The 11,696-nt window shown below is 42.9% G+C and carries 14 protein-coding genes; 2 read left to right on the top strand and 12 right to left on the bottom strand.

Annotated features, from left to right (window positions below; genetic code table 11):
* Positions 1–508: 508 nt before the first annotated feature.
* From IEW70_RS16110 to IEW70_RS16150, 9 genes are all read right to left on the bottom strand, one after another.
* The gene (locus tag IEW70_RS16110) at positions 509–865 is read right to left on the bottom strand and encodes a YmaF family protein (protein WP_188648943.1); all 357 of its coding nucleotides are present in this window, start codon (positions 863–865) and stop codon (positions 509–511) included.
* A gap of 1,490 nt (positions 866–2,355) precedes the next feature.
* Positions 2,356–2,757, bottom strand: coding sequence for a YmaF family protein (locus IEW70_RS16115; protein ID WP_308423181.1), 402 nt, complete (start codon positions 2,755–2,757; stop codon positions 2,356–2,358).
* 2,385 nt (positions 2,758–5,142) lie between these two features.
* The gene (locus IEW70_RS16120; RefSeq protein ID WP_188648944.1) at positions 5,143–6,012 is read right to left on the bottom strand and encodes a DUF3179 domain-containing (seleno)protein; all 870 of its coding nucleotides are present in this window, start codon (positions 6,010–6,012) and stop codon (positions 5,143–5,145) included.
* A 209-nt stretch (positions 6,013–6,221) separates the two neighbouring features.
* Positions 6,222–6,359, bottom strand: coding sequence for a helix-turn-helix domain-containing protein (locus tag IEW70_RS18595; RefSeq protein WP_188648945.1), 138 nt, complete (start codon positions 6,357–6,359; stop codon positions 6,222–6,224).
* A gap of 12 nt (positions 6,360–6,371) precedes the next feature.
* Positions 6,372–6,911: a Crp/Fnr family transcriptional regulator gene (locus IEW70_RS16130; RefSeq protein ID WP_188648946.1), complete on the bottom strand. Its 540-nt coding sequence runs from the start codon at positions 6,909–6,911 to the stop codon at positions 6,372–6,374.
* On the bottom strand, positions 6,908–7,159 hold the full coding sequence (locus IEW70_RS16135; protein ID WP_188648947.1) for a glutaredoxin family protein: 252 nt from the start codon (positions 7,157–7,159) through the stop codon (positions 6,908–6,910). The genes IEW70_RS16130 and IEW70_RS16135 overlap by 4 nt, the downstream gene beginning before the upstream one ends.
* A gap of 182 nt (positions 7,160–7,341) precedes the next feature.
* A complete protein-coding gene (locus tag IEW70_RS16140; protein ID WP_188648948.1) occupies positions 7,342–7,785 on the bottom strand; it encodes an OsmC family protein in 444 nt (147 codons plus the stop codon).
* Positions 7,786–7,808: 23 nt separating this feature from the next.
* Positions 7,809–8,117 carry a thioredoxin family protein gene (locus tag IEW70_RS16145; RefSeq protein WP_188648949.1) on the bottom strand — a complete coding sequence of 103 codons (309 nt, stop codon included), beginning with the start codon at positions 8,115–8,117 and terminating at the stop codon, positions 7,809–7,811.
* Between the two features lie 439 nt (positions 8,118–8,556).
* Positions 8,557–8,853 (bottom strand): hypothetical protein, encoded by a 297-nt coding sequence (locus IEW70_RS16150; protein WP_188648950.1) that lies wholly within the window; start codon positions 8,851–8,853, stop codon positions 8,557–8,559.
* A 328-nt stretch (positions 8,854–9,181) separates the two neighbouring features.
* Between IEW70_RS16150 and IEW70_RS16155 the strand changes: the two genes are divergently transcribed.
* Positions 9,182–9,466, top strand: a complete 285-nt coding sequence (locus tag IEW70_RS16155; RefSeq protein WP_188648951.1) for a hypothetical protein — start codon at positions 9,182–9,184, stop codon at positions 9,464–9,466.
* Between the two features lie 86 nt (positions 9,467–9,552).
* Positions 9,553–9,786 (top strand): hypothetical protein, encoded by a 234-nt coding sequence (locus IEW70_RS16160; protein WP_188648952.1) that lies wholly within the window; start codon positions 9,553–9,555, stop codon positions 9,784–9,786.
* Between the two features lie 370 nt (positions 9,787–10,156).
* On the opposite strand, the gene IEW70_RS16165 is transcribed toward IEW70_RS16160, so the two are convergent.
* The 3 genes from IEW70_RS16165 to IEW70_RS16175 all read right to left on the bottom strand — a co-directional run bounded on the left by IEW70_RS16165 (position 10,157) and on the right by IEW70_RS16175 (position 11,343).
* Positions 10,157–10,417, bottom strand: coding sequence for a hypothetical protein (locus tag IEW70_RS16165; protein WP_188648953.1), 261 nt, complete (start codon positions 10,415–10,417; stop codon positions 10,157–10,159).
* Between the two features lie 257 nt (positions 10,418–10,674).
* Positions 10,675–10,860, bottom strand: coding sequence for a hypothetical protein (locus tag IEW70_RS16170; protein WP_188648954.1), 186 nt, complete (start codon positions 10,858–10,860; stop codon positions 10,675–10,677).
* Positions 10,861–10,938: 78 nt separating this feature from the next.
* Positions 10,939–11,343 (bottom strand): WGxxGxxG family protein, encoded by a 405-nt coding sequence (locus tag IEW70_RS16175; RefSeq protein ID WP_229752040.1) that lies wholly within the window; start codon positions 11,341–11,343, stop codon positions 10,939–10,941.
* Between the last annotated feature and the right edge of the window lie 353 nt (positions 11,344–11,696).

Genomic DNA, 11,696 nt, shown 5'->3' on the forward strand with positions numbered 1-11,696 from the left:
CACTTTAAAAGGTTCGGATTCATAGATTAAAAGTATCCAAGGAAAGGAGTGGTTCCTATCTTTACGAGCAAAAAACTTCTTCAGAAAATAATTAAAAAAACAGGCCTTAATCAGCAAATTGCTAACCTCCCGTCAGGAAAACGATCCATAGCAGTTGCCAAGAAAGGGAAGACAGTTCACCATTGTTATGGACCGAAACGATCTACTTGCCTGTCAGCCTTGGGTAAAAAAGATTATGGGATTTTGGAATAAAGGTAGAGCTGTATTTGAAAAAATGGCTCCCTTATTTAACTCGTTGAAACCTTTAATGAATAGGTTTAGGAAGATAGCAATCTAACTTTTTTTAAGTCCCTTACAAGGGACTTTTCTTTCCTTGGATACAGAATAGTTAGGACATATGGACGGGCGCCACTTAAGAAGTTAAAAGGTATTCGATTATAAGCTCACCTGCCTAGTCTTTCGTCTTTAAAAAAAGAGAGGCATTTTGTCTTCCAGGATTAAAATACAATTATTTTGCTGTTCCCATATAGTTATGGGTATGAGTGGTTAATCCATTGACATTGGTTTCTCCTTCAATGATATGATAGTGGCCTCCATCCGGTGTCAAGATGAGCGGTCCGGTGACGCCTGAAAAATGGTGGACATGGCTGTCGTTAAATGAAGTTGTTCCCTGATACTCATGAACATGATTCGGTATGTCGAGAGCCGGTGCCGTCACGCCCCTCAGACTGTGTCGGTGCCCCACATCAAAGGAAGTTTGCCCTTCATATTTGTGCTGATGGGGAGGTGATTGACTCATGGACGGTTCCAAAGATAATTCAAAGTGATGGTTGTGTAACCTGTCGTCGTGCTCTGGCTTCCTCATATTCAGAACCTCCTTTTTTTATTTGTGGGGTACTCTCCTTGCTAGTAAAAAAATTTCTTTCCGCCTACTCACCATGTAATTTTCCGCTTTATAACGAGTTGTACGTACAGGGGGTGGTGTGAGAAGAATACCTCCCCGCGCTAATTTATGCTCCCGTCCGTTTAATAGTTCAATCTCTGCAGACGGAATATCCACGTGGTTTTGATGGCGGCTCCCGTTTAGGGGAAAAGTGGAACACACTATGGCCCCAACCGCTCTCTCCATTAGAAGGAATGGAAAGTACATATTAGAAATGATGTCTATCGTTAAACGCAGTGGTTCCCTGGTGTTCAAGCACACGCTAATCATTGGGTACTAGCACTGTGGTACAATAAAAAGGAACCCCACCTTAAGGGGTCCCTTGAGAAATCGATTCTTTTTACCAAACAACCAAGGCAAAGATGGTAGCGATCACCAACAGGAAAATCAACAGGCGTTTTAAACCAAAGCCACCACCGTAGCCACCAGAATAACTTCCAAACATCTTGGTTACCTCCTTTCCTATCGCTTTAATACCTTATGTATAACGCTAGTAGATAGAAACGGTTATGAAACTATATAAGTAAAAAATAGGTATATTTATATATCTGTATGAGATCTTAAGGCATAGATCTATTTAATTAAAGAATGGTTGAATACCTTTCCCTCTACCAAGTTCTCAACATAGCTTAATAAGTAGCCACCGATGATCGTGGCGATCACCAACAGGAAAATCAACAGGCGACTTAAAGCAACCCCAAATCCATATGTCTAGGTAATCGGGAATCGCGAGAGTGTATACAAAAAAAGAGTGGCTCCATATTTCGCTTTTTCGTTTCTGAAGACGCAAGTATCCCCGTGTAAACCACGGGGATACTTGCGCTTTTTTTACGAAAGGGGATATAAAGTTTTGTTATACGTCCACAGCTTATGCACCTATATGGTTTTGGTTCTTTTTGTTCCGATGGTTTTTTGCGTTGGTGATGGAGGGGAACCTTCCCGAGGTTAGTGGATCAAATTTCCTGCTCATATGGTTACTCCTTCTAACACTCACTTAAAAAATGTGGCAAAAAGAAAAAAGCCGTAAATGATCGGCTTTGAGAAGTGAGGGATCTACACCAGCAGGCGTTTACCCTTCAACAGAGCACTTCGAGAAATTAGTACCCAATGAAGCCAACCAGCACGAAAATGGTGGCAATTACCAACAGAAAGAGAAGCAGTCGGAGCAAACCGATACCGTATCCATAACCGTAACCACTCATTAACCTCTCCCCCTTTCGGATCAAAGCTATATTTTTACTATGTTTCTCTGGTGTCATTCGACATGGACAGACACCTATAGTACAAAAATACACTTTAATTGAACCGTGAAAATTAGCCGTATGATTAGTTTGAGGGCAGCCCGGGGGATTCAAACAAGTGATTTAGGAGGTTGAAAGCACCGTCATATTAGAGGTTATCTTGCTTCTCCCTTATAGAAATGGGTATGGGGGATCCTGCCGTTTACCGTTGTTTCTCCTTCGATGATGTGGTAGTGACCTCCATCTGGCAACGGAATGGGTGGCCCAGTAACACCAGAGGTGGACATGACCATCGTCAAATGTAGTGGTCCCCCGATATTCGTGAACATGATCTGGTACGTATGGTGCCGGTGTGGTCACTCCGCCCAAGCGGTGTCGGTGGCCAACATCAAATGAGGTAATTCCCTGATATTCGTGATGATGGGGGTATGGTTTCCTGATCCCGGGTCCATCCTCGAAAAAAACCAACTGGAATTGATGATCATGGGACCCGTCATTGATTCGGATATTCGTGTGTTTCGGTTTCGTCAATATGACTCCTCCCTTCTTCTGAGTAAATAAGCATACTGTCAAGATAGGATATACAGCATTGATTAATAAGGAAAGTGCGAATATCCTGATAACTCCTAACCAGTTTTGGTTGATTACAAGGAACCAAAACCATACAGGTGCATAAGTTGTGGGTGCATGACAAAACTCTTCCCAGATTAATTCCCTGGGAACTCAAATATCTCCGTGGTTTAGAGAGGATATTTGTGTCCTCAGAATTTGAACCATTAAACGAAACTCCAGCTTGGTTATTGCGACGATCTTTGCCTTGATCGGTATTTGAGGTTATTAGTCCTAACCCACAGGAACAAGTCATTTAGGAAAAATCCCCGGCATATACATTCAACGTACCAACCCTCAAGACTCTGAACATAAAAGATGTCCGAAAAAACCTGCCTATCTGGCAGGTTTTTTCATGATTGAGCATGCATACTGGAAAGATTATGAAAGGAACAGTGGCTATAGATTATGAAAGTAGGAAAGAGAAATTGATCTATTGGTTGATAGTTTAAATGGCTAGCGTTTTGTACGATAACAACAGCCAAAAGATGTTCTGTATCCTTACTTACCCCTCCTTGTATGCTTATCCATATCCCAGCTCGTCACGGGCTGTTTATGTTATAAATAGGGAAGCGGGAAAACACTTAACAAAAAACATACCCACCAAAAACTTTGTATAAGAATGATAGCAACCGGTCTTTCTTACAGTAACAAAACCTGCCAAAGCAGTTTTTTTTTCTAAGGGAAGGCGGGCAGGGGCAACAGTGTCTTTGTCTGGCAGCTCGATGCAAGGATAAAGCTTTGCCGGCTGTTGCACCTGCCCAAATAGCTTTTTAATGCTTACGTCACGAGGTACTCATCCATACAATGTTGTTATCTGCCAACCAAAACACCGTAAGGGTTGGGTGTGCCCCTGCAAGCACCTATCCCCTTCCGGTGTTTTTATTGTCCTATGACGCTCGAACAGCCGATTTTTAGCAAAGGAAGTACTGTTTGAGCATAGGATTTTTTGCACGTTATGAAGTGCTCATTTATATAATGTTTATGTATCTGGGAAGGACAGGTTGTTGAACAAAAACACCGGATAAGGGTTGATCCGCCCTCCGGTGTTTTTGTTGTTCTTACGACGGTTGATCGAACAGCCAATTTACATAACAATGATACTGTAACGATCAAAAAAGGAGCGTGATTTACGCTCCTTGAGGCTGCTGACCTTCTACCTTTGTAGCAGCCTCGCCGCCCCAAAAAGGGCTTGGGCAAATCTTCTGAAAAATGCCATACCCCAGCAAAAAAAGGGATTGCGGCGTTTCACTTGCCCAAGCACATATCAGACAGGGGTATACACTAAGGCAAAGGGGCGATTTCAAATTAGCTCGGTCAACCACATCTTTAACACAAAACTGTTGGACGTATGCTTTACTGATTGCCTAGCCATTTGATGGTATCGTAACAAGATATGGAATGACAGACTCCCGGTTTTTCTAATGTCGTAACCGGGTTTGTTGTGCTTCAAGTCGATCAGGTAATGAATATCATCCCGACTAAAAACATCCCGTCATGGGCCACTGGCGCCGACGGGATGTTTTAGTGAATATGTGCTTAGTCTTTAGTCGCCTGTTGCTTTTCCTGTTGGTGATCGCCACCATTTTCGCTCTGGTCAGCTTTGGCGGTTATTAAAAAGAGTCGATTCCTAAGGAACCCCACTTTAAGGGGTTCCTTTCTATTGTACAAGCAAGTTGGATATCGGCCATTTTCTTAATTGCCCTCTCATACCTATATATATCGAACCGTTTTTAAGCCGGTGCGGTCACTCCGCCCAAGCGTCGGTTTACTTACACCTCTTATATGACTTACCCCGTTTCCCAGCCCGTGTAAATAGCACGGGCTTTTTTAGGTACCCTGGATGCAACTTTCCTATGGTTTCATCAACGTAAAAACCCTTTGAACAAGGAACCAAAACCATGCAGGTGCATATTGTGGGTGTATACCGCGAAATATCCCCTTCGTATTTCCATATCCCTAAAAATTCCCTGTGGCTTACCACGGGGAATTTTGTGTCTTCATATCCTTTTCCGGAGTGAATACAATATACAGTCTGTTACGCTTGTGAAGCGCATATAACGTTACATAACATGAATCTTGTTACGTTATGATTCCCTATACAAAAACCGCCCTATCCCCTGCTATATCAAGGGTTTGGGGCGGTTTTTCTTGTTTTTAACAAAAGACCTACCATGTTATATTTTAGATGGCTTTCTACAGAATGGCGATGTATTCGTTAAAGATGGGAGAAATCCACACCACTCTTCAACAGGACACTTGCGAGAAATTAGTACCCATTAATGACGCCGACCAGTCCGAAAATGGTAGCAATCACCAACAGAAATGGGATTATTACGAACCCGTTGCCTATTGTTCACTTTTTTCCTCGTATAGCTCGCAACCCGGGAAGGTGTAGGCGAAGCCGTACCAGCGGCAATAGATTTGAGTTGGCTTTTCTCCATTAGCAAATTCAGCTTTGGGGAACCCTTCGATGTCAATAGTGATGGTGACGGGACGTCCGTCCACCTGGTCCCTCAATTTACCCCCTGCACTCTTGATGGTGTGGATGGGATAGAATCGCTTGGTCTTTTTAGTATAGATGCCAAGCCCGCTCGTCATTTTGGGGAGACGGGTATCCTCTTTCCCCATGGACAGATAGAAATATGGGGGGAAGATCTTATATTTACCAAATAAGTTCATCAGCGGCTCTACTATCAGCCGCCGGTACAGGGGCTGCTGGGACATCGCGATGGGTAGCTCCGGCCATTTTTTCAAGGCCTGCTCCACCGTCAGGTGCTGCACCGGGTAGAGGGACAGCATTTTCCCCTTTAGCGGGCCATGGAGGCACTCCCCAGAGATATGGTCCCAGTAGGAGCCGGTTTCCGTATCCTCCAGAAGGGCCATGCCGTTGTAAATCCCGATGCAGGAAAAGTTGTGCACGGTGCCGTCGACGACAGGATCCATACTAGTCGCGCTATTACAAATGGCGCAGAAAGCCAAAATGAAAGGTTGTCCAGCCAATTCCCCCTGAGCGACGTGATGGTAGGTCATCTGATAAAGGGAGAAGGCCAGTCGTTGGCCGCGTCGTTCCACCACCAGGATTTCGTCTTTCGGCTTCATCTTCTTGCGACGGACCACTTCTGAGAGCGGTTCCGAACCCGATACCAGAAACGGTTGGAAATGGTTATCCTTGATTACGCGTTTTACATTAAAAGTCTCCGCCTGCATTTTTGCCATCCTTTCCTCCCTGGTAATCTTGGCCTCTGGCAAAATGATATAGGTCTTAGCTCGAAAAGATCAAGGAAAACCCGTACTTTATGTTAAACTCATTGCATTTTTGGGTAATAGAATGGACATCAAAGAGGGTTCCATACGCGTCAAAAACAACTTTCACGGTTTTCATCATCAAACCTCCAAAAACATCTTTACCACGCCCCTCCTAGAAGTCATTCACTTTTTAGTGCACGATTGACTTTTTCGGGATTCATCCGAATACTTCTCCTCCCCCGGTTTCTCGTGATGATTCCCTGACGGGACAATTCGGACATCGTCGCACTTACTGTCTCTCTTGTAGCTCCGATCATTGTAGCCAAATCCTAGTGGCTCAAACGAATGTTCAAAGTGAGGTAATCGCCTTCCCATGTGCCGAAATTCTGACCTAGCTTGGATAGAAGATACAACAATCGTTTTTTTACACTTCCATACGCGAGATTTTCCAGCATTTCTTCTGCTTCCCGTAATCGGTTCGTCAATACTTCAATCATCTTCAGCGCCAATCTCGGACGTGTTTTCATAAATTCTTCAAAGTCATTCTTGTTTAAAACACAAATGAGAGAGTCCTCCATCGCCTGAACATAGGTATCGCCAGTCCCCGTGGAAAAGCTCTCCACTTCTCCAAAAATATTTCCGTCTCCAAGGATTCCCAGGGTAAACTCTTTCCCTTCCCGATTCAGTTTGTACAACCGCACTTTTCCCTTTTTCAAGAAGTACAGGGATTGATGCGGCTGATCCGGTGAAGAAATGATTGTTCCCATGGGGGTTTTGGACATGGATGCCAGCCGATCTATTTCCTTCAGATCCTCGATGGGGAGTTCATTCATGATATTAATCTGAGAAAGGTACCAAAGCTTGTTCATTCGTCCTTCACCTGCTGGTGGTAAACTTGTTGGAATTGATCCGAATCAAACCCTCGAAGCACACGATTTCCGACCAGGATCGTCGGGCTTACGACCACGAGGCTGTTCAGTTTATTTCTGAATTCAGATGGTATCTCTGACCAGTGGATTTCCTCAAACGGAATTCGCTGATTCTTTAAGTAGTTCCGTGCCCGACGTCCCCCAAAACATCCAGGATGAGTCAACAATGTTACCTGTTGATTGTTCATACCGTTTCGCCTCTTTAACATTATAACTATCATGCACAGGCGACTTTGTTACGAAATCATTGGTTTTGTCATTGCAACAACCGAACAAGCGCTGAAAATCCGTAAAGACTACTATTGCCAAACGTCGTAAACAACAACCAGGAAGAAAAAAAGACGCCATTGTTGGCGCCTTTTCTCTTAAATTAAGCCTTTTTCCACTCCACCTCCAGTTCCACCCCGGCGGCTTTCATCAGGGTGAAAACAGGGCACCGCTGGTCGACGACTTTCTGCAGCTCCTGAACGCGTTCTTCACTTTCCGAAGTCTCTACTTGCGCTTGGATTTGCACTTTTTGGAAATAAGGTTTAACTTCGGGATCACCCATTAGACCTCGAGAGTCCAATTCTCCTTCGACTTGAAAGCGAATCCCGTCCAATTGGAAATTCATTTCCTTGGCCACGAAATTAGCGATCACGTTTTCACATCCAACCAAGGAACCCAAAAGATATTCCAACGGGTTAGCACCTTGGTCGGTACCGCCCATGTTGGCAGGCTCATCCACGATGAATTGATGTTTATTGGTTTCCACAAGCGTTCTCATCCGACGACTTTCTGATTGTACGGCCACATTCATAATTTGTTTAGCCATGGTTTCCTCTCCCTTGTAAAAAATTAATGATTCAATTTTTGAATGACCTCTTTTAGGCTAGATTGGTCTTGATAGCCAACAATTCGATGCACTTCATTTCCATTGTTCATAAATATCATGGTGGGGAGTCCCCGCACACCGTACCTTTCGGCTAAACCGAGATCTCCATCGGCGTTCACTTTAACCACTTTAATACCCAGTTCCCTAGATAAATTATCCAAAACTATTCCTAATGCTTTACAAGGAGGGCAACAGGGAGACCAAAAATCCACTAGAACAAACCCATCCTTAATGTGATTTTGAAAGTCTTTCTGCGTTACGTTTACAACCATTCAGTTTACCACTCCCTCACACGTTTATTATGATCCATAAAGCGGATAAGAAGATGTAAGCTAAATTACATTTTAGACATTTAGGGGATATAAAAAGGTCCCTGTTCCATTTTAGAAACCAAAAAAAGAGCAAGTTTAATTCCATAAAAAGTAAAACCCTAGGGGGTATGATCCCCTAGGGTTTAAATTTGCCCTGTATAGTGTATACAGTCTGTTTCGCTTGTGAAGCGCATTTAACGTAACATAAAAGGATCCTGTTACCTTACATACTCATAAAAAACACCGCAACCCGGCATTACTTGGATTGCGGCGATTGAACTCCCGATGGAGTGAGTCGTTATTGATAACAACTGTTAGGTTGTACTTTTTGAATTTTTTTGACCATTTGTTCTACCCATAGTTGTGATTAAAGCCCTTCCCATCTACAAAAACCTAAATACTATACCCTTATGGGTATAGTAAATTGGTTCATTTCGGGAACATCACCAGAGTCGGATATAAACACATCCAGGCAATCGCAAATGAGCACAAGAGCGTTATGTGGGTCTTGAAGGAAGTTCTCGGAGTAATGGTACAAGCGAGTAGGTGTCCAGATTTTGACTCCCAGTTCTTTCATGGCCCAAAGCTGAGATTCGATGTCAGCCATTGCCCAGTCTTCGGTACATGTAATCTGGCCATTATCCCAAGTGTAGGTAACCACATCACCGTGGATCTTGCCGGTAACGGTAAAAGCCATCGTATATTCAACCTCCGTTATTTCTGCTGATTTCTATTTCTTCTTCCACACTTTTGCGTCCTTCAAAGCCGAAAACTCCAAATAATTATTTATAAAAATTTAATAATGATAACGAAAACACTTTCATATAAGGAATGGTTGTTTAGTACAGCGAAAAGTATACATAAATTAAAAAAACGGCTTATTGATTGCTTCTTTATCGTATTGCTACACTAAAATCAGTCATCCCTGTAGCCATGTTGTGTCTTATCCAAACCGTCTTCCCCATTGTAGGGTGGGCGGTTTGTCATATCCATTTGAAAAGACAGAAAGATAGGAGGAAATCCGCTTGCGAAACCGAGCAGAGTTGGTTGAAAAATTGGAGCATATGCACTATAACCAAACAATTACTTTTCCGGCCGCCCGATCCAACTTCCAGGTCCATATTCATCGAAGAATCCGAAATGGGGAATTAATGTGGCTGGTAGAAGTTAAAGACAAAGAGGTGTATCGATCCGCAAGCGTCCAACAAACCGTCGATTACCTTTTGCAACTTCGTCCCTTAACAGATTATGTCAACCCAATGAACCGGTTTGTTGAAGAAGTACAATTTGACGGGATTTATAACTGTTAAGATTGAGGTATGAGACTGCATTTGATTCTAGTTTAGTAAAAAGGAGTTTAAATATGGATTTTAACATAAAGGAGTTCGAAATCCTGATGGCTGGATTGGAAGCGCGCGAAGATAAGATCATCCGTCTCATCGAGCAAACATTAAAATCCATTACTCAAGAGACCAAGGCCTCTCGGGTCGAAAAATCGTTAAAGGAAATCTATCAGGGATGGCATACATTACAGGAAACCCGTCAACTTCAAAATCGGATCGAACGTTTGATGGACTCACAGGGTAAAAATGAAACCAAATCTACAGTAAAAGTGTTGGGAAAACATTAGATTGGAACAAGGAAGGTGCATAAGTTATTGAGTGGGACACAGCTTCCATCAAGCTCTATATTCCCTTTCGTAATCCAATTGTGTTAAACTCAGCAAAACGCCGCAAACCCCTTTGTCATTACTGGGTAAGTGGCGTTTTTTTGTACGGCTAAGTCTTCTCCGTGCAAAGTACATAAAACACCTTTATATAAGCACTTTACTTCAATATATCAAAAAAGAAGCATGGGTTATTTAATGGCTTACCAAAATGATTCTGCCATGCGGGTGGATGTGGTGATGTTCCGCGTCCCATGCTTCAGTCCAAATATATCCATATTTTATAATAAAAATATACATTTATATGTTGTCTTAAAACAGCCCGTGCAAACAGTTACTTTTGGGATTGTTGAATGGATTGTTGAGCCTGTTGCAGCTGCTGACGGGCTTGCTGCAGCTGTTGTTGTTGCTGGGTGTTTAATTGTCCGGCTTGGTTTTGCATTTGTTGAACCTGTTGCTGGGCTTGCTGCAACTGTTGCTGGGCCTGCTGAAGCGCTTGCGGGTTAGCCTGGTTTTGAGCCTGTGTTATAGCTTGTTGGGCCTGTTGGACCGCTTGAAGAGCTTGCTGTAGTTGTTGTTGATTTTGCTGTTGCACGCTTCTTCACTCCTTTAATTCAAAGTTTGGTGTCCTACCTTATATTCTTTTTCGAAACAACGAAGTTTATACATAAAATGATAAGTCCGTGTTCTGTTATGAAGATCCCCAGCAGACTTGCCATATCTTATGACGAATTACCTCTTAGCTTAAGAAATCCACAAAATACTGTTCTTACCATAAGGGGGATTTCTCGGTTTTTTGTCTCATTAGGGTACAGTCAAAGCTTTGAACAAATCGACGGCATTTGCGAATAACTACTTAAACTTCCCGGCTCTCCCTGTTGTATCCCTCATCCATTCATCCCATTGTTTTTTTAACTGTTTTATTTCTTGCAGAATTTCCTGTTGTTCCAGGAATTCATGGCGTGCCAAGGCTTCTTGATATTGTTTTTTCTTTGCCAACAAGTCCTTTTTAATTTCGTTAAGAACTCCTTCTATCATCGGAACACCCCTGTTATAACTTTCTACCTTTGTCATAGGGTTGCACCACTGGGAACAAAATATTCCTCGGGTTTATAGTCAGAAACCATGTACTATCGGCTTCATATTCCAGATCCCCCTTGCATCCCGAAGTCGGCGAAGTCCCAACAAACCTAACAAACCTAGAAGTCCAATCCACTCCCAGCTGGTATTATTGTTGATGCCGGCATCTACGGTGTTTGATACATTTCGTTCGTTGTAGTTGTAATATTGTTGCCGTTTTTTATTCAAGATCCGATCACTTCGGTTATTATTCATCGGACCATTTTGGTCTACGTCAATAGCAGCAACGGCTTGAGGGTACATGATAAACGTTTGTATCCCCAATGAAAGTGTCAGCGCTACCGTGACAAATACGATCCATTTTTTTGTGCCCCTAACGCACTTCCATACCGAAAATACTTCGTCGTAGTGCATCAGTTCTTTCTGTTGGTCACCAGCCATATTCTGTCTTCCGTCTTCACAGATTTATACAACAAAATTAGCAAGGGAAATAAGGTATCGCTCCCCAAAAGGGGTGCACGAGAAAATGGGATTTGGAATGGAAACTATTGTGTTTCAGATAAATTCCCAAAGAACACGGGAAATATTCCGGAGGGATGTCTTTGTAGTCCGACTTTACATATTTTTTCGTCTCAAAGTTCCCAGCATATTTAACTGGCTCCTGATTTCCTACTCGCAGTCGAAATTCAAAAGGGCAGCTCATCGATGGGGGAGATTCCTGTAATGCACTTCGCAGTTTTTCAAACCAGTTAAAGTTGGGCCAAAATGAAGTAAGGCTACCCCCACGTTATTCG

The sequence above is a fragment of the Marinithermofilum abyssi genome (assembly GCF_014641195.1).
GTDB classification, from domain to species: Bacteria; Bacillota; Bacilli; order Thermoactinomycetales; family DSM-45169; genus Marinithermofilum; species Marinithermofilum abyssi.